Origin of the sequence: Nitrospirillum guaranorum (assembly GCF_034653275.1) — a bacterium.
Classification (GTDB): Bacteria; Pseudomonadota; Alphaproteobacteria; order Azospirillales; family Azospirillaceae; genus Nitrospirillum.
Genome location: NZ_JAYEES010000003.1, coordinates 2,184,526 through 2,206,262, shown reverse-complemented (window position 1 = coordinate 2,206,262; position 21,737 = coordinate 2,184,526). Strand labels below are relative to the sequence as shown.

At 69.2% G+C, this 21,737-nt stretch carries 21 protein-coding genes; 11 read left to right on the top strand and 10 right to left on the bottom strand.

Annotated elements, in window-relative coordinates; translation table 11 throughout:
• Positions 1-4: 4 nt before the first annotated feature.
• The 4 genes from UAJ10_RS19035 to UAJ10_RS19020 all read left to right on the top strand — a co-directional run bounded on the left by UAJ10_RS19035 (position 5) and on the right by UAJ10_RS19020 (position 4,518).
• Positions 5-3,178: a VIT domain-containing protein gene (locus tag UAJ10_RS19035; RefSeq protein ID WP_322916767.1), complete on the top strand. Its 3,174-nt coding sequence runs from the start codon at positions 5-7 to the stop codon at positions 3,176-3,178.
• A gap of 161 nt (positions 3,179-3,339) precedes the next feature.
• Positions 3,340-3,720 (top strand): nuclear transport factor 2 family protein, encoded by a 381-nt coding sequence (locus tag UAJ10_RS19030; RefSeq protein WP_322916766.1) that lies wholly within the window; start codon positions 3,340-3,342, stop codon positions 3,718-3,720.
• 55 nt (positions 3,721-3,775) lie between these two features.
• Positions 3,776-4,135 carry an ArsC family reductase gene (locus UAJ10_RS19025; protein WP_322916765.1) on the top strand — a complete coding sequence of 120 codons (360 nt, stop codon included), beginning with the start codon at positions 3,776-3,778 and terminating at the stop codon, positions 4,133-4,135.
• Between the two features lie 188 nt (positions 4,136-4,323).
• On the top strand, positions 4,324-4,518 hold the full coding sequence (locus UAJ10_RS19020) for a hypothetical protein (protein ID WP_322916764.1): 195 nt from the start codon (positions 4,324-4,326) through the stop codon (positions 4,516-4,518).
• Between the two features lie 150 nt (positions 4,519-4,668).
• On the opposite strand, the gene UAJ10_RS19015 is transcribed toward UAJ10_RS19020, so the two are convergent.
• Positions 4,669-5,796, bottom strand: a complete 1,128-nt coding sequence (locus tag UAJ10_RS19015; protein ID WP_322916763.1) for a hypothetical protein — start codon at positions 5,794-5,796, stop codon at positions 4,669-4,671.
• 782 nt (positions 5,797-6,578) lie between these two features.
• Between UAJ10_RS19015 and UAJ10_RS19010 the strand changes: the two genes are divergently transcribed.
• A complete protein-coding gene (locus UAJ10_RS19010; protein WP_322916762.1) occupies positions 6,579-6,749 on the top strand; it encodes a hypothetical protein in 171 nt (56 codons plus the stop codon).
• A 50-nt stretch (positions 6,750-6,799) separates the two neighbouring features.
• On the opposite strand, the gene UAJ10_RS19005 is transcribed toward UAJ10_RS19010, so the two are convergent.
• Positions 6,800-7,732 (bottom strand): ROK family protein, encoded by a 933-nt coding sequence (locus tag UAJ10_RS19005; protein WP_322916761.1) that lies wholly within the window; start codon positions 7,730-7,732, stop codon positions 6,800-6,802.
• 242 nt (positions 7,733-7,974) lie between these two features.
• On the opposite strand from UAJ10_RS19005, the gene UAJ10_RS19000 reads away from it, so the two are divergent.
• From UAJ10_RS19000 to UAJ10_RS18990, 3 genes are all read left to right on the top strand, one after another.
• Positions 7,975-8,700, top strand: a complete 726-nt coding sequence (locus UAJ10_RS19000; protein ID WP_322916760.1) for a hypothetical protein — start codon at positions 7,975-7,977, stop codon at positions 8,698-8,700.
• A 207-nt stretch (positions 8,701-8,907) separates the two neighbouring features.
• A complete protein-coding gene (locus UAJ10_RS18995; RefSeq protein ID WP_322916759.1) occupies positions 8,908-9,222 on the top strand; it encodes a hypothetical protein in 315 nt (104 codons plus the stop codon).
• A 340-nt stretch (positions 9,223-9,562) separates the two neighbouring features.
• On the top strand, positions 9,563-10,633 hold the full coding sequence (locus UAJ10_RS18990; RefSeq protein ID WP_145609635.1) for an OmpA family protein: 1,071 nt from the start codon (positions 9,563-9,565) through the stop codon (positions 10,631-10,633).
• 206 nt (positions 10,634-10,839) lie between these two features.
• Here the strand turns inward: UAJ10_RS18990 and UAJ10_RS18985 are convergent, their stop codons facing one another.
• The gene (locus UAJ10_RS18985; protein ID WP_004272649.1) at positions 10,840-11,502 is read right to left on the bottom strand and encodes a LuxR C-terminal-related transcriptional regulator; all 663 of its coding nucleotides are present in this window, start codon (positions 11,500-11,502) and stop codon (positions 10,840-10,842) included.
• Positions 11,503-12,120: 618 nt separating this feature from the next.
• Between UAJ10_RS18985 and UAJ10_RS18980 the strand changes: the two genes are divergently transcribed.
• Positions 12,121-12,843: a response regulator transcription factor gene (locus UAJ10_RS18980; protein ID WP_322916758.1), complete on the top strand. Its 723-nt coding sequence runs from the start codon at positions 12,121-12,123 to the stop codon at positions 12,841-12,843.
• Between the two features lie 242 nt (positions 12,844-13,085).
• Here the strand turns inward: UAJ10_RS18980 and UAJ10_RS18975 are convergent, their stop codons facing one another.
• The 3 genes from UAJ10_RS18975 to UAJ10_RS18965 all read right to left on the bottom strand — a co-directional run bounded on the left by UAJ10_RS18975 (position 13,086) and on the right by UAJ10_RS18965 (position 15,622).
• On the bottom strand, positions 13,086-13,838 hold the full coding sequence (locus UAJ10_RS18975) for a protein phosphatase CheZ (protein WP_145609633.1): 753 nt from the start codon (positions 13,836-13,838) through the stop codon (positions 13,086-13,088).
• Positions 13,839-13,909: 71 nt separating this feature from the next.
• The gene (locus tag UAJ10_RS18970; protein ID WP_322916757.1) at positions 13,910-14,782 is read right to left on the bottom strand and encodes a 23S rRNA (adenine(2030)-N(6))-methyltransferase RlmJ; all 873 of its coding nucleotides are present in this window, start codon (positions 14,780-14,782) and stop codon (positions 13,910-13,912) included.
• 132 nt (positions 14,783-14,914) lie between these two features.
• Complete coding sequence (locus tag UAJ10_RS18965) at positions 14,915-15,622, bottom strand: transglycosylase SLT domain-containing protein (protein ID WP_322916756.1); 708 nt, start codon at positions 15,620-15,622, stop codon at positions 14,915-14,917.
• Between the two features lie 464 nt (positions 15,623-16,086).
• On the opposite strand from UAJ10_RS18965, the gene UAJ10_RS18960 reads away from it, so the two are divergent.
• Positions 16,087-17,415: a methyltransferase gene (locus UAJ10_RS18960; protein ID WP_322916755.1), complete on the top strand. Its 1,329-nt coding sequence runs from the start codon at positions 16,087-16,089 to the stop codon at positions 17,413-17,415.
• A 3-nt stretch (positions 17,416-17,418) separates the two neighbouring features.
• Here the strand turns inward: UAJ10_RS18960 and UAJ10_RS18955 are convergent, their stop codons facing one another.
• From UAJ10_RS18955 to UAJ10_RS18940, 4 genes are all read right to left on the bottom strand, one after another.
• Entirely contained in the window at positions 17,419-18,144 is a 726-nt protein-coding gene (locus UAJ10_RS18955) for an LrgB family protein (RefSeq protein WP_322916754.1), read from the bottom strand.
• Entirely contained in the window at positions 18,141-18,581 is a 441-nt protein-coding gene (locus UAJ10_RS18950; RefSeq protein ID WP_322916753.1) for a CidA/LrgA family protein, read from the bottom strand. Before UAJ10_RS18950 ends, UAJ10_RS18955 begins: the two co-directional genes overlap by 4 nt.
• Before the next feature lie 140 nt (positions 18,582-18,721).
• Positions 18,722-19,849, bottom strand: coding sequence for a hypothetical protein (locus UAJ10_RS18945; RefSeq protein WP_322916752.1), 1,128 nt, complete (start codon positions 19,847-19,849; stop codon positions 18,722-18,724).
• Between the two features lie 74 nt (positions 19,850-19,923).
• A complete protein-coding gene (locus tag UAJ10_RS18940) occupies positions 19,924-20,454 on the bottom strand; it encodes a MarR family winged helix-turn-helix transcriptional regulator (RefSeq protein WP_322916751.1) in 531 nt (176 codons plus the stop codon).
• A gap of 87 nt (positions 20,455-20,541) precedes the next feature.
• Between UAJ10_RS18940 and UAJ10_RS18935 the strand changes: the two genes are divergently transcribed.
• Positions 20,542-21,720, top strand: a complete 1,179-nt coding sequence (locus tag UAJ10_RS18935; RefSeq protein WP_322916749.1) for a serine hydrolase domain-containing protein — start codon at positions 20,542-20,544, stop codon at positions 21,718-21,720.
• The last annotated feature ends 17 nt before the right edge of the window (positions 21,721-21,737 follow it).

Here is a 21,737-nt window from a genome sequence, read left to right as displayed (position 1 = left end):
GGGTATGGGGCGTGCGGTCTGGGTGCTGCTGACGCTGGCGATCTTCCTGGGCCTGTTGTTCTGGGCGCGCACCGGCGGGGCCGCACCGGCGGCGGCCCGCACTTACAGCCCCGAATTGGTGGCGCGCAATTACATGGCGCCGGGGGGTGCCCAGCCCACCCATGCGCTGACCATCGGCAGCCTGGACATCACGGTGAAGATCATCGGCGGGGTGGCGCGCACCACGCTGTCGGCCACCTTCGCCAACCCCACCACGGCGGCGGTGGAGGGCGACTTCACCCTGGACCTGCCGGCGGGTTCCGTCGTCACCGGCTATGCGCTGGACGTGAACGGCCAGATGGCCGACGGCGTGCTGGTGGCCAAGCGCGCCGCCACGCTGGCCTATCAAAAGCAGGTGCGGCGCGGCGTCGATCCCGGCCTGGCGGAGGTGACGCGCGACAACGCCTTCCGCACCCACGTCTTTCCCATCTTCCCCAACCGGGGCCGCACCGTGCGGGTTGAGTTCGCCACCCCTATCGGCACGGACCAGCCCTACACCCTGCCGTTGGTGACCCTGGACCCGGTGGCCAAGGTCAACCTGCTGGTCATCGATGTGGATGCCGCCGCCCCGCCGGCCCTGGCGGGACCGGACGGGCTGGACCTGCGCTGGGCCCCCGGCACGGGCGGGTTGGAGGCGCGGGCGAACGCCAACGGCGTCACCCTGGGCGGCGCCCTCACCATCGGCGGCATGCCGCCGGTGGCCCCGGTGGTGCTGACCCGGCATCACAGCGGCGACACCTTCTTTGAGATCAATGCCGCCGTACCCACCGGCGGCGATGGCGGCGCCAAGCCCACCGGCCGCGTGCGCGTCTACTGGGACCGGTCGCTGTCGCGGCAGGAGACGGCACCGGCGGAGCTGGAGCTGTTGCAGCGTTATCTGGCGGCGGTGGGCCCGAAGGCGGTGGACGTGGTGCTGTTCGCCGACGACACGCCGCGCGTGCTGTCCTTTGGCGGCGCCACGGTGGCGGATGAGGCGGTGGGCGCCCTGCGGGCCGTGAGCTACGGCGGCGCCACGTCCCTGCAAGGGGTGCTGAAGGCGGCGCCGGCGCCTGCCGACGCCTGCCTGTTCTTCTCCGACGGGCGGGTGACCCTGGACGCCTACCAGGCGGAACGGGTGAATTGCCCGCTGTTCACCCTGTCCAGCGGCGCCGATGCCGACCACGGTTTCCTGGCGGCGCTGGCCCGCAAATCGGGTGGGGAGCATCTGGACCTGCGGGCGCGCGGCGTGGACGCGGCGCTGGCGCGCCTGACCAGCCCGGCCAGCCGCGCCATCGACCTGAAGGCGGCGGACGGCACGGCGCTGGACTTCACGGTGCTGCCGGCGGCACCCGATTGGGTGCGCGTCGTCGGTCGTGCCCCACCGTCGCTGGGCGCCGTCAAGGTGACGCTGGCCGACGGGCACGCCCTGTCCTTCGACCTGGACGATTTGCCAACGGCGGCGGACGACGCCCTGGGCGCCCTGTGGGCCGCCGACCGCGTGGCGGAGATGACGGCGTCCGATCGGCCGGATCAGAAGGCGGCCGTGGGCTTCGCCCGGCGCTACAGCGTCGCCGGCGGCGGCGCCGTCTTCCTGGTGCTGGAGCGGCTGCAAGACTATATCGATGCCGACATCGCCCCGCCCGACAGCCTGGGCAAGGACCTGCAGAACCAGTTCGCTGCCGCGCGGGCCCGCGCCCAGCAGATCAAGGACATCGCCGCCGCCAACCGTCTGGGCCAGGTGGTCTCCGCCTGGCAGGAGCAGAAGGATTGGTGGGCCGGCCGCAAGCCCCCGCCGCCGCCGGCCCTTCCACCCCCACCGACGCAAGTCGTCACGAACAGCGCCACGGTTCGGCCAGTGCCGCCGCCCATGCCCATGCCGGCGCCCGCGCCGCCGCCGGTGGTCATGACGGCCAAGCCGCCGGTGGTGGCGCCGCCGCCAGCCCCCATCGCGGCGCCACCCCCGCCGCCGCAGGCGGTGCGCCCACCCGCCTTCGCGCCGCCGGTGGAGGTCAATATGGAAACCCCGCCGCCACCCGCTATCGCGTCGACGTCGTCAGTCCGGTCCGCGCCCGTGGCGCCGGTCGGTGGCCGCGCGGCCGACCAGGTCGTCGTCACGGGGTCCCGGACGCAGGGCCACGCCGGCGACGGCGACGGCGACGGCGGTGGCGCCATCGAGGTGGCGCCCTGGGATCCCAACCGCCCCTATATCCGCGAGATCAAGGAGCACCTGGCGGACGCCGATGAGTTCCGGGCGGCGGTCACCGCCCAGGCCGCCCGGTACGGCAGCCTGCCGGCCTTCTACCTGGACGTGGCGGAGCTGTTGTTCCGCAACGGCAAGGCCGCCGAGGCCGCGTCCATGGCGCTGAGCGCCCTGGAATTGCCCAGCGCCGACACCGGCACGCTGATCATCGTGGCCGACGACCTGATGCGCTTTGGGCAGGAGGCCCGCGCCATCTGGCTGTATGAGAAGGTGCTGTACTTGGATGGCGACCGGCCCCAGCCCCGGCGCAGCCTGGCCCTGGCGCTTATCGAACGCGCGGAACGGGCGGCCAAGCGCGGCGCCCCGGCGGCGTCGGTGCGCGCGGACTACGAACGGGCCATGCGCCTGCTGAACGAGGTCATCACCCGCACTTGGGATCCCGCCTACACCGGCATCGAGATGGTGGCCCTGATGGAGGCCAACCGCATCCTGCCGCGCCTGGAGAAGCTGGGCGTGCGCGACATCCCGCTGGATGCCCGCCTGCGCGACAAGCTGGACGTGGACCTGCGCGTGGTCCTGGAGTGGAACGTGGACGCCACGGACATGGATTTGTGGGTGGATGAGCCCTCGGGCGAACGCGCCATCTACAGCCATCCCCGCACCGCCATCGGCGGCCGGCTGTCGCGCGACATGACCCAGGGCTATGGGCCGGAGGAGTATCTGCTGCGCCGGGCGCCCGGCGGCGAATACACCATCAGCGCCAACATCTATCGCACCGACCGCCTTAATCCCAACGGGCCCATCACCGTGCGTGCCCACCTCTACCGCAACTACCAGCGTCCGACGGAACAGGCGCAGGTGATGCAGATCGAGCTGAAGCCGGGTGAGGATGGCACGCGCGTGGTGGGCCGGGTCAGCGTGGGCGGCGGAACCGCGGCGGGCGGGTCGCAGGGGCCTTGAGCCCCGGGTCCGCTTTTCCGGGCCTTGCCAGGCTGGTGGCGCCAAGGGGGGGTGTGTCGCCGCTTTCGGGGCGGGGAATAGGGGGCATGCCGAATACGGGCGACGGACGGATGGCGTCATGCCGGATAAGGATGATCCCATCCTTCTTGAGGAATGTCGCCATGATCCCGCCCGCGCCGCTTCCGACCCTGACGCCCGAGCAGGTGGTGGACGGCCAGTTGCGCGCTTACAACGCCAAGGATATCGACAGCTTCATGGCCTACTGGGCGTTGGATGCCCGCATCTACCAGCATCCCGACACGCTGCTGGCCAGCGGGGCGGATGAGATCCGGGCGCGCCACGTCGTCCGCTTCCGGGAGCCCAACCTGCACGGCCGCCTGTTGCATCGCGTGGCGGTGGGCGCGACCGTCGTGGACCATGAGGTGGTGACCCGCACCTTCGCCGACGGGCCAGGCACGGTGGAGGTCATCGGCATCTATGAGGTGCTGGCCGGCCGTATCAGCCGCGCCTGGTTCGCATCCGGCGCGCCGGTGCTGGCATGAGGCGCGTCGGCCTCGAAGAACGTTCCATTCCGCATTGAACGAAGGATCAGCCGCCGTGGCCATCACCCTCTATGGCATCAAGAACTGCGACACCATGAAGAAGGCCCGCGACTGGCTGGCCCAGCGCGGCATTGAGTACGCCTTCCATGACTATAAGGCGGTGGGCATAGACGCGGCGCGGCTGCAGGCATGGTGCGCCGCGCTGGGTTGGGAAACGGTGTTGAACCGTGCGGGCACCACCTTCCGCGCGCTGCCCGACGCCGACCGCCAGGACCTCGACGCCGCCAAGGCGGTGGCCCTGATGGCGGCCCAACCCTCCATGATCAAGCGCCCGATTCTGGACCTGGACGGCACGCTCATGGCCGGCTTCAAGCCGGAACGGTATGAGCAGGCGTTCGCGGCCGCCGGCCGCTGATTCCATCCCTGGGGGCTGGGACACGGTCCAGGCCCCAGGGATTGCATGTTCTCATCGCGAGTCCAAAAAAGGAACATGATGAGAACATTTCCGCTTGTGGTTCCCGGAACGTTCTGGCAACACTAAGTCCATGAACGGCCGGGCGTCAGGAAACGCCGGCCCCGGATAGACAAACGGTGGAGGGGTGAATGGCGTACATTGCGGTCCATGACACGATGCACGGTGTCGGCTTCGCCCCGAAATCCACGCTGCTGGGCCGTCGCGCCCTGGGCCGGGCGGGTGCCAATGGCGGGCGCCTGGTGCGTGACTTCCTGGCGCTGGCCAGCCTGTTCGCCACCCTCTACGGCGCCGTGTTGGTCCTGGGCGCCACCATGGGCGGCTGACGCCGTCCTTCCTTTCCGCACCCCCACCTTCGGGGTGGGCGGCCCGAATGCGAATGCCCCGCCCGAGTCTCCTCGGGCGGGGCGTTTTCATAATCGGTACCGGTGGACGCTGAAAGCCGGGACGCTGGCCCCAGCCATGCACGCGATGGTTCAGCGGCGCTGAGCCCGGTGATAGGGGATGGGGATGGGCCGGGCCGCATGTTCTTCCTTGCGGCTGGCCGACATCTCGATCTCCATGCGGGCGATCACCTTGCGCAGCTCATGCAGCGCGTCGGTCAGACCCTGCATGCCACCCTCGGGATTGGCCTTCCAGGCGGTATAGGCCTCGGCGCTGCGCTGCGCGGCCGCGGTCATGCGCTGGTCGGCGGGTTCCGTCGGCGTCTCGGCAGCCTCCAGGCGGGCGGCATTGCGCTGCTGCTGGCGGTAGGGATATTCCGAACCCACCGGACGGTCGCTGTTGTAGGGGCGGTCCAGCAACTGGTCCATGCTGTCGGTATCGACCGGGGCGCGGTTGCCCTGGCGATCGCCATAGGGACGCTGGCCCTGGCTGACGGCCGGCGGCTGGCTGCGTTCCTGGGCGGCGTTCGCCACGGCCGCGCCGGTCAGGGTGCGACGCTCGCCCCGCTGTGGACGGTCACCGAACCGGTCGCCCCGGGGCTGGTCACCCTCGGCGCGGTCGGCCCGGGGTTCACGCTCCGGACGGCCTTCGCGGCCCTCCTGGGAACGACCTTCGTGCGAACGGCCCTCTTGCGAACGGCCCTCTTGCGAACGAATGGGGCGTTCGCCACGGGGGCCGCGCTCGCCGGCGGCGCGCGGGGCGCGTTGCGGCTGCTCGGCGGCGGCGGGCGCCGCTTCCACCGGGGCGGGGGCCGCCTGGGGCGCCGCAGGCGTCTCGGTCACCACCGGCTGCTCCAGCGGCAGGGCGGGGGCGGCAGGCGCCTCCGCCTTGGGCGCGCGGGCGGGCTTGGGCGCGGGCGCCGCTTCCGCGGTCGGCACGGGGGCGGTCGGCAGAGGGGCGGTCGGCAGAGGGGCGTCCCCGCCTTCACCGGGCTGCGCCGTCTCGGCCTTGCGCACGATGTAGGAAATGGCGCTGGGCGTGCAGTCGAATTCGCGGGCGATCGCCGACAGCGTGGCGCCGGCGCGATACCGTTCCAGAATGGACGGCCAAGCCGACTGCGGAATGCGGCCGCGCCGCTTGGGGGCGTCGCCGTCGGCTTCCTTCTCCACGCCTTCCTGGTTCTGGATATCGCTAGGCTGCCACAGGGGCTCTTGGGTCATGTCTGTCACACATCATCAAAAGGCCGGCAGCCGAACGATGGGGGGCTGACCCGGCGGTCACGGACGGGTGTGTGCAAGGCGCGCCGTCGACACGGGCCAAAGCCCGCCGTGGCGGCACCCCTGATGTCGCCGTCGTTCTTTTACAACGACGGACCACACCTTTTAAAAGCGATATTCAAAACCCCTAAGTATTCCGACGTCTTTTTAAGCAAAGACTAGGACACCGACGCACCGCCACACGGGGCCACGCCCGATGGGCGACGACGCAAGGTTTATGAAAATCCGGTTGAACTGAAGTGCCGGGTCGCCGTTGCGAATGTCCGCCAGGGCTGGCCGGTGACACCCAAGTCCTGACCTTTATTTAAAAGAAAATCCTTGGACTGCAAGCGCTGATTCCATCGTCATCGCTCTTTTTTAAAAACCTCATTCACCGACTCGCCGCCAGCCCCCCGGATGGCCGTGCCAACGGCGGTGTCGGCAGGCCCCCGGCCTAGGCGGAATGGGGGGCGGCTCACCCGGAAGGCCAGCATCCCCGGGCGTTTCGGCGCCGGGGGATCTGGTGCGCCGCCACCCCCGTCTTCCTTGACGCCCATTCCGTCCGCGACTCAGGCCCCCTGTCCGGCCCGCCTTGCCGTCTAAGGGTGGCGCTGCTATGCCCATGATCCATGGCCAAGCGATCCCCACCCCCCCGTTCCGCCGCATCCGTCCGTCAAGGCGGCAGCCGCAGGCAGGCCGCCCGCGCGCCGGGCTCGGCCCGGGAGGCGCCGGCCGCGTCCGCGCCGGTGTCCGTTCGCATCACGCCCCGGGCCCGGTGGCACATGGCGGCGGCGGCGCAGGTGATCATCGGCGCCGTGTTGATCCTGGCCTCGCCCGCGCTTTGGGCGGCCGTGGTCGCCCTGTTGTTGTTCGCGATAGCGGCCGGCACCCTCATCTGGGCCCGCCGCCAGGCCTGACCGCCATCTCCCAAGACGGGCTTACCAAGACGGGCCGCCGGCTGAAACGGTTAGCGCTGAATGGGCCAGAGCCAGGCGGCGCCGCGCACGCCGCTGGAGTCGCCGTGGCGCGCCGGGCGGATGGGCGTGGCGACATCGGGAGAGAAACACCAGGCCGCCAGCCGCCGCGGCAGGCGTTCGTAAAGATGGGCCATGTTGGACAGGCCGCCGCCCAGGACGATGACGTCCGGATCCAATAGATTGACCACGCCGGCCAGCCCGCGCGCCAGCCGGTCGACATGGCGGTCCAGGGCCGCCTGCGCTGTGCCGTCGCCGGCCGCGGCCAGGGCGGCCACCTCCACCGCCGGCAGGACGCGGCCGGTGGCGCGGGCGTGGTCGTCGGCCAGCCCGGGGCCGGAGAGCCAGGTTTCCAGGCATCCCCGGCGGCCGCAGTAGCAGGCGGGGCCCGGCCGCTCATCTTCCATGCCGGGCGCTTCCGGCGATCGCGGCCAGGGCAGGGGGCTATGGCCCCATTCGCCCGCGGCGGCGTGCCGCCCTGTGACGATGCGCCCGTCCACCACCACGCCTCCGCCGCAGCCGGTGCCCAGGATGGCGGCGAAGACGGTGGGACAGCCGGCGCCCGCCCCATCGGCGGCCTCTGACAGGGCCAGGCAGTTGGCGTCGTTCTGCAACCGCACGGGCCGGCCGATGGCCGCCGCCAAGTCCTGATCCAGCGCATGGCCGTTCAGCCAGGTGGAATTGGCGTTCTTCACCAGGCCGGTGAGGGGGGACAGCACGCCGGGTATGCCCACGCCCACGCTGGCGGGGCCTGGTGCCCCGATCTCGGCGTCCAGCCAGGCGACCAGCCCGGCCACAGCGGCGAGGGTGGCGGCGTAATCGTCGCGGGGGGCGGGAATGCGGCGGCGGGCCAGCTCTTCCCCCTGGTCACCCAAAGCCAATCCTTCGATCTTCGTCCCGCCCAGGTCGATGCCGATACGGGCCATGGCGTTTCCTCATTTTTGTGGAGTCGTCATGCCCCGGACCCCGCCCTTATGGGCTAGGTCGCGCCCGACTCTTGCTCATGGTGGGCATGCGGGGCTAAAAGTACAAGATGTGGTGGATGCGGGGGCCTGATCGCGGGCGTTCCCCCAGGCCTTTGACCGGCATTGGGGGATGTCTTCATGGGGATGTGCCGCGCCGCCGCCACGATGCCGATCGTTCCGATACTGATATGGATACCCGCGCCATGACGCGTGCCCGTTTGCTCGCCGCCCCCCTCCTGTCCCTTGTGCTGGCCGCCGCCGTAGGCGCGCCGGCCTTCGCCGCCGACAAGACGACGCCGGCCAAGAAGGCCGCGGCGTCCAAGGCGGCATCCAAGCAGGCCGCACCGGATAAGGCGGCCAAGACCTCCCCCAAGGCGGCCAAGGTGTCCGGCCCCTGCTATTCCCCGGCGGAGTTCGATGCCGAGCAGGCCATCCGCTACCACACCCGCCTGATGGTGATCGGCCTGACCTGCCAGCAGCTGGGCGGCAATTACGAAGGCCTCTACGTGCGCTACAAGAAATTCACTCTGGCGCACAAGACGCAGATCATCGCGTGGGAAGACGCGCTGATCGCCCGTTACCGCAAGACGGCCAAGGGCAACCCCAACCGCGCGCTGGACACCTTGCGCACACACCTGGCCAATGAGATGTCGCAGCACATAGCGGCCGTTTCCACCGACATCTACTGCGCCCAGCATGCCGACATGCTGGCCCAGGCCGAGTTGATGAACGATGCCGACGTGGTGAAGACCGTCACCAACGACGCCGTCGTCCGCGTGTCGGAACTGCCGCGCTGCGACCTGCCGCCGCCGGTCATGGCCGCCGCGACGGCCAGCGACCGCATCACCGGCCCCACGCCCGCGGTTGCGACCCCTACCGCCGCCGCCGCCAAGGATGCTGCCGGTGCGGCCAGCGGCGCGTCGCACTAAGGTCAGCGCCACAGGTCATAAGGCCCATGCCCGAATTTCCGGGTGTGGGCCTAGGGGCCAGCCCACGCGGGGGATGACGAAGGGCTGGTGACAAAGTAACGCTATGCCCATAAGCGTGGTGGAAATCGTAATGCCGGGGATTGTTTAATCCACTCCGCAAGTCGGCGCCCTTCCCGCGAGGCGCGCCTGATGAAAGGAGAATGGGTTATGCCCAATAGAATAGCTCTCCACGAGGCTCTGGATATTATGCCCGCTGGTGGTGAGCCTATTGAATTTTCGTCCACCCATGACCAAGGGACGAAAGTCGCACGCCCCACCCGCCCCACGGGTTCGGCGCTGCCCGATCCGACGGCATATGTCATTGAAATCGACGAGGAAGCAGTCGGGCTGGTGACGGTGCATCCCGACGGCATGGCGTTCCACGCCGTCCACATGCGCGCCCAAGCCCTCGACGGGCAAGTCTTCACCGATGCGGCGGCGGCCCGCGCTGCGGCAGAATCGGCATTTTACGGTCGCGAATGACATTGGGGCTAACTAAAGCCCTAGGACCGTGCAATATGCGAATGGCGGATAGGGCCTCCGCTACTTATGCAAACCGCGGCCCTTGAAAATCCCTGCCTCAGTTTCACCTCATTTCCATCCGATTAACGGCATGTCCTGACGGGCCGAACGGCGTAGCTCACAAGGCTGGGTTGCTCCCCGTTCGGTGTTGAAGGATTGAATTAACTCAGGACGTTGTCTAACCCTGCCGTTCGGCGGGACAATCAAAGGCGCCACGTCCTGGCGCGAAGGGTAGTCTTAATTCAACCGAGGGTTCCTTTGGGGAGACGTACCCCTCGGTCAGAAGGAGGAGAAACGACGAATGAAACTCCGTCATTCATTACTGTGCGCGGTGTTCGCGCTCGGTCTGCCGGCCACCGCGCTGGCCCAGACCAACGAGGGCTACTACCTCGGTGCCCAGGCCGGTGTGAACTGGGCTGACAAGACCGACCTGAAGGGCCCGGTCTACACCGACAAGGCCGACTTCACGACCTCGCCCACCGGCCTGGTCGAAGGTGGCTACAAGTTCGGCAACGGCGTCCGCGTCGGTGCGGAAATCGGCTACGGTGGCAGCACCGTCGGCGACATCACCGGTGGCGGCCCGGGCCGCGCCGGCGGTGCCGGCGACCTGACCGCCCTGACCTTCATGGCCGTCACCTATTACGAGTTCAACGTCGACAGCCCGCTGCGTCCGTATGTCGGCGCCGGTATCGGTTTCGGCCGCTACAAGTTCGACGGCGTGGGCGACCTGTACACGCCGGGCCTGTCGGTGGAGACCTCCACGACCGCCTTCACCTACCAGCTGGCCGCCGGCGTCGCCTACGCGCTGAGCGACAACCTGGACTTCACCGTCGGCTACCGGTTCATGGGTACGCCGGACACCACCTACGAGCCGTCGAACGCTCCGAAGTTCAAGGCCGGCTATCAGAACCACTCGGTCCTGGTCGGCCTGCGCTACACCTTCGGCGCCCCGCCGGCCCCGGCGCCCAAGCCGACTCCGACCGTGGCTCCGCCGGCTCCCCCGCCCCCGCCGCCCCCGCCGCCCCCGCCGCCGGCTCCGTCCATTTCGCGGAACTTCACGGTGTTCTTCGACTGGGACAAGACGGACCTGTCGGCTGATGCCAAGACCGTGCTGGACAACGCCGCCAAGGACGCTGCCACCGGCCACATCACGAAGATCAACGTGACGGGCTACACCGACCGCTCCGGTTCGGACGCCTACAACCTGAAGCTCTCCATGCGCCGTGCCGAGGCTGTGAAGGCTTACCTGACGTCCAAGGGCGTCGGCGCCTCCATCGCCACCGACGGCAAGGGCGAGTCCGATCCGCTGGTCCCGACCGCGGACGGTGTGCGTGAGCCGTCCAACCGTCGCGCCGTCATCATTTTCCCCTGATCCGGTCAGGGGACCGGTGAGCGGGCCTGGGCAAATCCCAGGCCCGGCTCCCCGGTCGGATGAGAGACGACGCCTTCCGGATGTCCGGCCCCAGGCTCCCGCCAAGGGGCCGGAACCGGGCGGTGAAAATAAGAAAGGGGCGCCACCCGGCTGGGCGGCGCCCCTTTTCTTTTGGCGCTGGAGGCCGCGTCGGCTGAGATATCCGTTTAGCTCAACGGACCGATGCCGCGCTGGATGGCCCAGACGGCGGCCTGGGTGCGATTCTGCGCGCCGATTTTGCGCATCACGTTCTTGAAGTGCATCTTCACCGTGGACTCGGTGATCTCCAGCCGCCGGGCGATGGATTTGTTGGATTGCCCGGCCAGCAGGCAGCCCAGGATTTGAATCTCGCGCCGCGACAGGTCGGCGGTGGCGGCCACCAGATCGGCCGGCGTGGGGCCCTGGGGTTGCTGCGCCTGAGCCACCAGCGCGGCGGCGCGCGGCGGGAACACGGCATCGCCGGCCAGGATCAGTTCCAGCGCGTCGCGCAGGGTGGCAACGCCGGATGATTTGGACAGGTGGCCGTCCATGCCGGCGAACAGGCTGGCCTTCAGCACCGAATCACTGGTGTCGGAGGTCAGCACCGCGATGCGGGTTTGGGGGGCGGACGCGCGCAGGCGCCGCAGCTCGCTGGCCACGCGCGGCGGGTCTATGCCCCAAGGGTCGACCATGATCAAATCGGGCGCCGCGATGTCCCGCAGCACCTTCATTGCTTCCTCAACCGAAGGGACGGGCGGTAACAGCTGGAAGCTATCTTCCCCCAGCAATGTACCCAGCGCCGCCCCGAACAACTGATCCTGGTCGATCAGAAGAACGCTGCGGCCTGTCATTGCCTATTCCCCCATTGTGATTGCGGTCTCCCCCACCGGAGACTGTTTATTAAAAATTTTACTAACATTGTCGTGGATACTCGTGAAATGTCGACGCTAACCTGTTAACGCCCTATTTGCCCCATGGCCAGGTAATAGATCGCCAGTTCTATTGCGACAATCCTATGGGAAAGTGACCCCGAACGCCATGTTTCTGTTGCGGCATGTCTGAAAACGGGTCACAGTCTGTCACATCGTGAGGTGGATCGTTTGGCCACCCGGGAAATCGGAAGCCGCCGAGGGGGTACCACGGCGGAAATGGGGTTCCCGGGGAAAAAAGGTTAGGCTGCCCCATTTTGGCCGTGTTCGAAGGGTCATAATGGCGAAGGTGTCGCTAACCAGTCAGGGTCACGCGTTCATCGAAAGTGTCGGTCCGGGGGCCAAAGGTACCGGAACCGTCGGGCGATCATCAGGGACCCGCTGACGCGGGGGCCCGATGCCGGATGAAGCGTTTTGGATGGCCTGGGCCGGAAGTGGCCGGACTCGAACGTGGGGTTTCAGATGATGAGCATGACCGCGCGTTTTCCCGGGACTGTCAGCAGTCTAGCCGAGGATGGTTTGGAAAACGGAATTGCCGGCGTGGGCGCTTCGCCCCGCCACCGCACTTTTCTCGTCGTGGATGGCCAGGCCCTGGTGCGCCGCGGCGCCGCCCTGATGCTGACCACCCAGTTCCCGGGTGCGTCGGCGCTAGAGGCCGGCACCGTGGAGGAAGCGCTGGCGCAGGCCATGTCGGCGCCGGGGATCGATCTCGTCCTGCTGGATCTGGACAGCCTGTCCGGCAGCCGGGTCGAGGCTATCGCGCAGCTGACGTCCGCTCTGGGCTCCGTGCCCGTGGTGGCGGTCTCCGCCGTGCAGGAGGGGGATGAGGTCATCGCCTCCATTCGCGCCGGCGCCCGCGCCTATGTGCTGAAGACGGGCCCGACCGAGGTGCTGGAGCGCACGCTGACCCTGATCCTGTCGGGTGAGAATTACGTGGCCATGCCGCGCCAGGCGCTCACCGCCGCCTTGGCGGGCGTGCGCGGCGCCTCGGGGCCCGCCATGGGCCAGGCCCCGGCCGGCCGTGAGGCCGCCTTGGCCGACCGGCTGACGGAGCGCCAGCAGGATATTTTCCGCCTGATCCTGGCCGGCTGCTCCAACAAGGAAATCGCCCGCGAACTGGGCGTGCTGGAAGGCACGGTGAAGGTTCATGTGCGCGCGGTGATGCAGAAACTGGGGGCCAAGAACCGCACGCAGGTGGCCGTCGCCGCCGCGCGCAGTGGCTTCGGCAGCATGGCCTTCATGGCCGGCGCGCTGACCAACTAAGTCGACGGCATGTTCCGGCCCTCCGGGGACCGGTGCACGGTGCAGGGGCCCTCGGGCCCCTGTTGCCGTTTATGGGGTCCGCCTCGACAAGCAATGCGGCCATAAACCCAACCACCGGCATGAGTTTTGGCTCATGCCGATGTAGGACGCGACTGCGTCCGCCGGAGTTTTGCGGGGAGCGTAGCGGACTGCAAAACGAGGACAAGCCAAGCCGGCGGATGCCGGTGCCCGGCGTCTGAGGGTCAATCAAAAAGCGCGTCGATGTCCGCCTGGGAGATGGTCTGGCCGCCATCCTTGACGGGCCCGTGCAGTTCCAGGCCCTCGTCATGCTTGTGGATGGAGGGGGGCAGGGGCATGGTCTCGAACTCCTTGGAGTTCCAAAGCGACATCATGGCCTCCACCCGCTCTTCGATGAAGCTCAGGGCCTGGACGACCTTGGTGATTCGCTGACCCGTGAGGTCCTGGAAGTTGCAGGCCTCGAAAATGCGCAGCGTTACCTCGTTCAGGTCTTTGAGGCGGGAGTTCTGGTAACCCTCCGGCAGCTGGGAGCGGACTTCGTTGGCGATGTCGTCGATCTCTTCGGCCGCCTGGATGATGCTGTTGGTGGCGGCTTCGGTGGAGGCGACGACGGCGGTCAGCTGTTGGCTGGCCTCCATGAAGGTGTCGTCCTTGGCCAACGGATGGCGCAGGGCCGCCATTTCAAGCTTAGTCGCCTTGATGCGCCCGGCGATGTCGGCGATCTCCACATGGATCGCCTCGATCTGGGTGTGGTCGGTGTTCAGGAACCGGTCCAGCTTCTGGCCCAGGTGCTGAATGGCTTCCATGACCTCCGACGTGTCCAGGCGGATTTCCTGTGCCGGGGTCAGCGGGGCCAGGGCGGCTGGATTCAGCGTGGTGGCCGACAGCGACAGGGCGTCAACGGTGCCGGGTTGGTCCTGCGCCCGCCGCTGCCGTTGAATTTCCGCCATGAAAGGCCGCTGACCGTTCTGCGCCATCCGCTGGATCCTCTTTCCCCGTCGTATCCACTGACGCCGCTCACAGCGAACCTAACCGAAAGGCTATGTCCTTAGGCAATATGTTCGCCGGCGACCCATTCAACATGGGCGATACCTTGGGTGAAGCCAAGGGCCTCATGCAGGGCCGGCAGCATTTGCCCTAAAGTTTCATTCAATTGCCAAGGCGGATTGACCAGAATCATGCCGGAGCCGTTCAGCCGGTCCATGCGGGCGTCATCGTTCCAGGTCAATTCGGCGGCCAGGATTTTCGGTATGCCACTGTCCTCCAGCCGCTGGTGCAGGCGCCAGCTCACGGCGCGGTCTTTGATGGGATACCACAGGGCGTAGATGCCGGTGGGCCAGCGGCCATGCGCCAGCGCCAAGCCGGCCACCAGGCGGTCGAAGTCATCGGCCGCTTCGAAGGGCGGGTCGATCAGGACCAGGCCACGCTTTTCCTTGGGCGGCAGATGGGCTTTCAACGCCGTCCAGCCGTCCATGTGGTGCACTGCCACCTGGCGGTCGCCCCGGAATACACCCTTCAAGGTCTGCGCGTCCTCCGGATGCAGTTCAGCCAGGATCAGCCGGTCGTTCCCCCGCAGGAAGGTGCGCGCCAGGCAGGGGGAACCGGGATAGCTGCCGACGGGGCCGGCGGGCTGGCCGGCGGCGGCGCGTACGGCCTCCAGGTAGGGGGCCAGCGCCTCGGCCGCGGCGGCGCCCAGGGTTCCCGCCTCGGCGGCCTGCAGCAGGCGCTGGATGCCCAGGGCGGCCTCACCCGTGCGCTTGGCCTCATCCCCGGTCAGGTCATAGCGTCCGATGCCGGCATGGGTGTCCAGGACGGCGAAGGGGGTGGGCTTGGCGGTTAGGCGGGTCATCAGCAGCGCCAGGATGGCGTGCTTCATGACGTCGGCCGGGTTGCCGGCATGGAAGGCGTGGCGGTAGTTCATGGGGCGGGAGCATGCCAGCAAGGGCCGGCACCGGCAATCGTCGTGGCCGCGACCCAGGAAAGCGAAAGGCCGCCCGGTGGGGCGGCCTGTTCAGCGGCGGATCAAACGGGGCAGGTCAAGCGGAAAGGGGCATCAGCCCACCGGCTCGGTCGTGGCGCTCTGGTAGGCACGGCGGGTGCGGGGGGTAACGGCCGTGCTTTCCGCGTCGCTGCAGCCGTTGCTGTCGATCAGGGAAGCGTTGATGGAGTTCAGGCTGACCAGGTTGCTGCGGACCTTGCAGGCGTAGGCATGGGCGGTCTTGCCGCTGCCGCCGTTGTAGCGGGCGACGGCGGCAGCCCAGCTGCCGGCCGTGGCGCGCAGGCGGGCCAGCATACGGGCCGCGTATTGCACGTTTTCCTTAGGGTCGACGATCTTTTCCACGGGGTGGAAGGCCGCCTTGTGATCGGACAGCGACAGCTGCATGCAGCCGGCGGTCACGTCCTGGCGCAGGTTGCCCTTGGGGTCGCGCAGGTACTTGGCGGCGGCGGTCGGCGTCGACACGAAATGGGCGGTGCCCTTCACGTTGACGGCATAGGCCTCAGACGAAATCGACTGGCCGCTTTCCACCAGGGCCACGGCCAGCAATAGGCCGGACGGCACGCCGGCTTCCTTTTCGGCCTGCAGGATGTGATCCAGGCAAGCGGCATGGGCGGCGGGGGCGGCGGCAAGCAAACCCAAGCTGACGAACAGCCCGGCGACGGCGGTCTTGAAGAGGCGGGAGGTGGAGCGACGGATGCCTGAAGACTCGGATTCGGACTCCCGGCCTAGAAGGGCGTCGCTCCGGCGGCGCGCGATCTGCATGAGAGTCCTCCATCTATCGTCACTGGCGTCGGCGACCTCGCGTCGCGACATCCATCTGGCGTCTGTGCCGGTTCCCCAAAGCACATCCCGCTCGCGGGCGGGGTATTCCATCAGATCACCGATACTCAGTGCGGTGACCGCTCCCTAACCGAATGGGTCAAACTACCGTTACCGTCTGTCCGTAAGGCCTATATCCATGCAACGGCCGCATAGCAATTGCAGACAAAACGCAGCAGGTCAATAAAAAATATGACCGGAGTGTGGCAGCCGCGCCACGCTGCGCCCCTGTCAGCGGGGGCACCATGCCCCATGCGGGTCGGGATTCCAAGCCCTTAGCGTGCGTCATGTTGCCCCCATGTGAACTGCGGAACCCTCTACAAATAGCGCGACGGCGCGGGTTGCCCCCCAGGAATGGAGGGGCCATAAGGGGCGCTTAGCCTGTGCCGTGACGTGCGAGTCCAACTATGACCTCCGACAGCTTTCCCGATTATGAACAGCGGATGGCGCGGGCCTATGACGCCCTGGACGCCGGGGACGAGGCCGGGGCGGAGGCGGCGCTGACGGCGGCCTTGTCTCTGGCGCCGGAAGCCGCCGAGGCCCGGGGTGCGCTGGGGGCGCTGCTGCGCCGCCAAGGCCGCTTCCATGAGGCCGCCGCCCAATTCGCCGTGGCCGCCGGCGCGGAACCCGGGCGCGCGTCGTGGGCGCTGGAGCAGGCGGCGTGCCTGGCCGACGCCGGCCTCACGGAAGACGCCTGGGCCCTGGCGTCGGCCGCCCTGGCCCGCCGCGCGGATGATGCCGCCGGCCATCGTCTGGCCGCGCGGCTGCAACTGGCGCGGGGTGAGACGGCGGCCGCCCTGGCCCATGCGCGCGAGGCCCGTTTCCTGGCGCCCCACGACCTGGACGGGGCTACCGAGGTGGGACAGGTGCTGGTGGATGCCGGCGACCCGCTGGCGGCGGCGGAGATGCTGGAGCCGCTGCTGGCCCACGCCCATCCGGCCGACCCCGCCCGCGCCGGCGCCCTGGTGCTGCAAGGCCGGGCGTGGGCCGCCCTGGCGGAGGGGGGCAAGGCGGCGCGCTGCTGGCGTCAGGCGTTGGAGGCGGATCCCGAGGATGCGGGCGGCGCCGCGCGTCTGCTGGCGGCGCTGGAGGCCGCGACAGCGGCCGGGGGGGCCGACCTGACGCCCACCTATGTGAAGGCGTTGTTCGATCGCTACGCCGACCGTTTCGACACCGACCTGACGCAGAAGCTGCGCTATCAGGCGCCGCAGCTGCTGCGCCAGGCGCTGGACACGGTGGGCGTGGGGACGGGGCTGGACATTCTGGACATCGGGTGCGGCACGGGCCTGGGGGGTGTGGAGGTCAAGCCGCTGGCCCGCTTCCTGGCCGGCGTCGACCTGTCGCCGCGCATGGTGGAACACGCCCGCGCCCGCGGCCTCTACGATCGGTTGTGGGACGCCGACCTGATGGGCGCCCTGGCGGAGGCGCCGGGCGCCTGGGATCTGGTGGTGGCGGCCGACGTGCTGGTCTACCTGGGTGACCTGGCGCCGGTGTTCCGGGCGGCGGCCGCGGCGCTGAAGCGCGGCGGCCGCTTCGCCGCCACGGTGGAACGCTGGCCGGGTGAGGGGCCCTACGCCCTGCGGGAAAGCCGCCGCTACGCCCATGCCCGGGAGCATCTGCTGGCCGCCGCCCAGGAGGCGGGCCTGGATGTGGAACATCTGGCGCCGGTGGCGCCGCGCTGGGAGAAGGGGCGGCCGGTGGACGGCCTGCTGTTCATCCTGCGGAAGGGAACCTGAGGGTCAGAGCAGCAAGGCCAGCAACAGCGGGACCGCCAGGGCGGTGATCAGGCCGTTCAGGGCCATGGCGATGCCGGCGAAACTGCCAGCCAGCGGGCTCATGGTGTAGGAGATGGCGGTGCCCACGCCGTGGGCCGCCATGCCCATGGACAGGCCCTTGGCCCGGTCGTCGCGTATCTTCAGCCAGCGCAACAGCAGCGGGCCGAACACGGCGCCGATGATGCCGGTCACCATGACCATGGCGGCGGTCAGCGAGGGGATGCCGCCGATGCTCTCCGAAATGCCCATGGCGATGGGGGTGGTGACCGACTTGGGCGCCAGTGACAGCACCGTTTCCTTGTCCGCCCCCAGCACGTGGGCGACGAAGACGGCCGAGGCGGCGGCCGTGACGGAGCCGGCCACCATGGCGATGGTCAGGGGCAAAGCGCCCCGGCGCACGTCGGCGCGGTGGCGCCACAGGGGCACGGCCAAGGCCACCGTCGCCGGGCCCAGCAGGAAATGGATGAACTGGGCGCCATTGAAATAGGTGGTGTAGGGCGTGTCCGTGATCACCAGCAGGATGACCAGGAACAGGGCCGCCAGCGCCACCGGGTTGGCGAAGGGGTTGCGGTTGGTGCGGGTGTAGATGCGCACGCCGATCAGATAGGCCACCAGGGTCGCCGCCAGCCACAGCAGCGGGCTGGCGGACAGGTAGACCCAGATGTCGCCCAGGCCCTTCTTGCTCATCATGGGGCACCCCCGGCGCCGCTGTTCGTATCGGTATCGAAAGGGTCGGGGCGGGCGGCTGGGTCCACTGGTGCGGCCCCCTTGCCGCCGAAGCGCTTGTCCGCCCACAGGAAGGCGTAGGCCGTGACGGCGATGGTCAGGATGGAGCTGGCGAACAGGGCGGTCACGATGGCCGGCCCCTGGGTCAGGAAACGCTGTCCATGCTGCACGATGCCGACGGCCGCCGGCACGAACAGCAGCGACAGGTTGCTGAGGATGACGTCGGCGGTGGTTCCCATGGTCTGGGTTGGGCCGCCGCGCCAGGCGAACCAGGCGACCAGCAGCAGCAGGCCCAGCACGGGCCCGGGGACGGGCAGATGCAGGCCATGCACCACGATTTCCCCGATGAGCTGGCAGACCACCAGCATGGCAAGGGCGCCGACCATGGCGAACTCCGTCATGTGAGGCGGTCCCGGCGGCGGAAAGTCCTGGGGATGCCTGACGCGGTGGGTTTGGTGGATGTGGATTATCGCGGGCGCCAAGCTGGACCCTGCGCGCCACCGGGGTCAACCGGCAAGGGCGCAGGCGTGGCCCGCGATTTCTACCGGCCGCCGCCGGTATTGGGGCCGTTATCCGGAACGCCTGTCGGCGGCACGGCCGGCCGCGCCTCCTGCATCGTCAGTTCCAGACCCCGGGCGCCCAGCCGCGCCTCCAGCCAGCGGGCGTCCGTCGCCAGGGTGGGCAGCAGGCGGTAGGATTCCTCCGCCGTTGGCGGCGCGCCGGGGCGCAGATGCACGACGTCCATGGCGGCGGCATCGCGGAAGCGGTCCAGCGCTGCCCCCAGGGTGCCGCCGCCGCCGCCGGGACGCAAGCGGGCCAGATGGGCGCGCCAGCCGGTGACGGGGGCCTGGGGGCCGCGTGCCAGGACCAAGGCCGCGCGGCAGCCGCGCAGCCGGTCCAGCCGCTCCGCCAGCATATCCGGGTCGGCGGCGGCATCCAGCGCCAGCACGCCCAGGCGGTTCAGCGTCAGGCCCTGCACCAGGTCGTTCGCGCCGGCCCAGGCGTTCTCCGCCTTGTCCTTCGCCCCCAGCCCTTGGGCAAGCAGGCGGTGCAGGGCGCGGGACCCGGCGGCCTTGGCCGCTTTCACTCCTGGCCCCGTCCAAGCCGCCAGGTGGGGCACGCTGGCCATCAGGGCGCGGCGCTCCGCCTGGGCGGGGCCGGCCAGGGTGCCGTCCGGCGTCAGACCGCCCACAAGGCCGCTGACGACGAACAGGTGCAAGGGCTGCACCCGGTGGCGGGACAGCAGGGCGGACCAGGGGGAGGGACCAGAGGGGGAGGGGCCAGAGGGGGAGGAGGCGGGCGCGGTCTCGCCGGCGGTATCCGCCAACGCCAGGCGCGGCGGTACCGCCATGCCGGGCACGGCGAAGGACCAGGGCGTGCCGAGGTCCAGGAAGCCATAGTCGGCACGCCCGTCCTGCGCGCCCCGGGGCACGGCGAAGTCGTAGCGCCAGGCGGCGCCCGTGCCTTGGGGCAGCTTGCCCAGCCAGCGGGGCGGCACGGGCAGGCCCACGCCCCCGACCGTTAGGTCCGGCGGCTCATCCTCACCGTCCGTGACGATCACGGCGCTGACGCGCCAGCGGTCGCCCTGGCCGCCCCGGGCCAGCAGCAAGGGCCCCAGCAGCAACGCGGGCTGTACGGGCCGTCGGGGGAGGGAGGGGCGGCGTTTCATGGCGGCGGACCATGAACGACGGGGGCCGGCCGGCGCAAGGGCGAAGCGGCCCTTCTATGCCTTATGCCGTCCTATCACCGGGGCCCATCACCCGGGCGATCATCCTTCAAGTGGTCCAAAACCCTTTGGTAGAGGCTGCGGCGGGCCAGTGCGTCCTCCAGCCGGTCGAGGGCGGCGGTCACGGCCCGCGCCTCGGCATCCAGTTCCAGCGCGGCCGCCTCCAGCGCCCGCCACAGGGGGCGCAGCGTGTCCACCAGCGCCACCCCCGCCGGGGTCAGGGCCAGGCGCCGGCGGCGCGCGTCGTCCGGATCGGCGGTGGTCTGGGCCAGGCCGGCCTTCTCCAGGGAGGCGCGCGTCTGACTGACGGAGACGTGGGTGATGCGCAGGCGGCTGGCCAGTTCCCCCACCGTCAGTGGGCCGTTCAGCACCAGCTGGTTCAGCACGCCGAACCAGCGCTGTTCGAACGTGACGCCCAGGGTGTCGTAGGTGCGGGTGGCGTCGCCGTCTATCGTTTCCGACAGGCGCCGCAAGCGGGCGCCCAGCGCGGCGCCACCCAGGCGGCGGGAATAGTCCTCCGGCGGTGTGATCTCATTGGATGGGGGCACGTCACAGGCTCTCTTGACAAATAGGTAGGTGCCTACAGATTATGGCGCCATCGGACCGGAATGTCCAGGATGGGAAGGGCAAAGAGCATGGAATTGACGCGTCGCCGTCTGGTCGCCACCGGTGTTGGGGCTTTGCTCAGCCGCCCCGCCCTGGCCGCGATCCCAGCCAAGGGGCTTGGCGACCTGGATCACGCCATCCGCGCAACCCTGGCCCAGGCCGGCATTCCTGGCGCCGCGGTGGGTTACGCCCGAGAGGGGCGGGTGCGCTTCGTGCGCGGCTACGGCCATGCCGATGTGGCCCGCCGCCGGCCGGCGACGCCGGACACGGTGTTCGCCATCGCCTCCATCACCAAGACCATCACGGCGGCGGCCATCCTGCGCCTGGCGGGGCAGGGGCGCTTGAACCTCGATGATCCGGTTGCCGCCCATCTCGACTTTCCCGTCGTGAATCCACACCACCCGGATGCGGCCATTACCCTGCGCCATCTGCTGACCCACACCTCCGGCATTTCGGATGAGAAGTACTACGCGGTGGATTTCCGGCACCGGGGCGGCGACACGCCCCTGGCGCTGCGCGACATGCTGGTGGGCTATCTGGTGCCGGGCGGCACTTATTATGATGCCGCGGGTTGTTACGCCGCCGCCCCGGGGGAGGCCTGGGACTATTCCAATGTCGGCTTCGCGCTGCTGGGCTACGTGGCCGGCCGCGTCGGCGGCTTCGATGCCCGCATGGCCATCCGCCAATTCCTGATGGCGCCCCTGGGCATGCGCCACAGCTACTGGACCTTGGGGGAGGTGCCGCCCGCTCTGGCCGCGACGCCGTACGACGGTAAAAAGGGGGCGCTGAAGCCCGTGCCCACCATGGGCTTCCCCGATTGGTCCGCCGGCATGCTGCAATCCTCCGGGGCCGATTTCGCCCGCTATGTCGCCGCCTGCGCCAATGATGGCGAGGCCACCAATGACGAAGGCGGCACCGTGCGCGTTCTGCCCGCCGGTATGATGGGGCAGATGCTGACGCGCCAGCCGGCGCCCAACCTGCCCGCCTGGCTCAGCGGCCAAGGCCTGGGCTGGATGGTGGGTCCGCTGGACGGCGTGGATCGGTGGGAGCATTGGGGCGGGGCGGAGGGCATCTTTACCGTGGCCTACCTCGACCCCGAGCGGCGACAGGGCGTGACCATCCTGACCAACGCCACCGCCACGGACGCCGCCAAGGCGGCGGTGAAGCAGGTCGCGGCGCGGCTGCTGCGGGATGGTCCTGATTTGTAAGGGTGGCCCCCGTGCGT

Coding starts and splice junctions, on each gene's coding strand:
- UAJ10_RS18990 (WP_145609635.1), top strand. CDS start 9,563: ATGAAACTCCGTCATTCATTACTGTGCGCGGTGTTCGCGCTCGGTCTG.
- UAJ10_RS19035 (WP_322916767.1), top strand. CDS start 5: ATGGGGCGTGCGGTCTGGGTGCTGCTGACGCTGGCGATCTTCCTGGGC.
- UAJ10_RS18945 (WP_322916752.1), bottom strand. CDS start 19,849: ATGAAACGCCGCCCCTCCCTCCCCCGACGGCCCGTACAGCCCGCGTTG.
- UAJ10_RS18995 (WP_322916759.1), top strand. CDS start 8,908: ATGCCCAATAGAATAGCTCTCCACGAGGCTCTGGATATTATGCCCGCT.
- UAJ10_RS18975 (WP_145609633.1), bottom strand. CDS start 13,838: ATGGCGCAGAACGGTCAGCGGCCTTTCATGGCGGAAATTCAACGGCAG.
- UAJ10_RS19005 (WP_322916761.1), bottom strand. CDS start 7,732: ATGGCCCGTATCGGCATCGACCTGGGCGGGACGAAGATCGAAGGATTG.
- UAJ10_RS19015 (WP_322916763.1), bottom strand. CDS start 5,796: ATGACCCAAGAGCCCCTGTGGCAGCCTAGCGATATCCAGAACCAGGAA.
- UAJ10_RS18985 (WP_004272649.1), bottom strand. CDS start 11,502: ATGACAGGCCGCAGCGTTCTTCTGATCGACCAGGATCAGTTGTTCGGG.
- UAJ10_RS18965 (WP_322916756.1), bottom strand. CDS start 15,622: ATGCAGATCGCGCGCCGCCGGAGCGACGCCCTTCTAGGCCGGGAGTCC.
- UAJ10_RS18950 (WP_322916753.1), bottom strand. CDS start 18,581: ATGACGGAGTTCGCCATGGTCGGCGCCCTTGCCATGCTGGTGGTCTGC.
- UAJ10_RS19030 (WP_322916766.1), top strand. CDS start 3,340: ATGATCCCGCCCGCGCCGCTTCCGACCCTGACGCCCGAGCAGGTGGTG.
- UAJ10_RS18970 (WP_322916757.1), bottom strand. CDS start 14,782: ATGAACTACCGCCACGCCTTCCATGCCGGCAACCCGGCCGACGTCATG.
- UAJ10_RS19000 (WP_322916760.1), top strand. CDS start 7,975: ATGACGCGTGCCCGTTTGCTCGCCGCCCCCCTCCTGTCCCTTGTGCTG.
- UAJ10_RS18935 (WP_322916749.1), top strand. CDS start 20,542: ATGGAATTGACGCGTCGCCGTCTGGTCGCCACCGGTGTTGGGGCTTTG.
- UAJ10_RS18960 (WP_322916755.1), top strand. CDS start 16,087: ATGACCTCCGACAGCTTTCCCGATTATGAACAGCGGATGGCGCGGGCC.
- UAJ10_RS18955 (WP_322916754.1), bottom strand. CDS start 18,144: ATGATGAGCAAGAAGGGCCTGGGCGACATCTGGGTCTACCTGTCCGCC.
- UAJ10_RS19020 (WP_322916764.1), top strand. CDS start 4,324: ATGGCGTACATTGCGGTCCATGACACGATGCACGGTGTCGGCTTCGCC.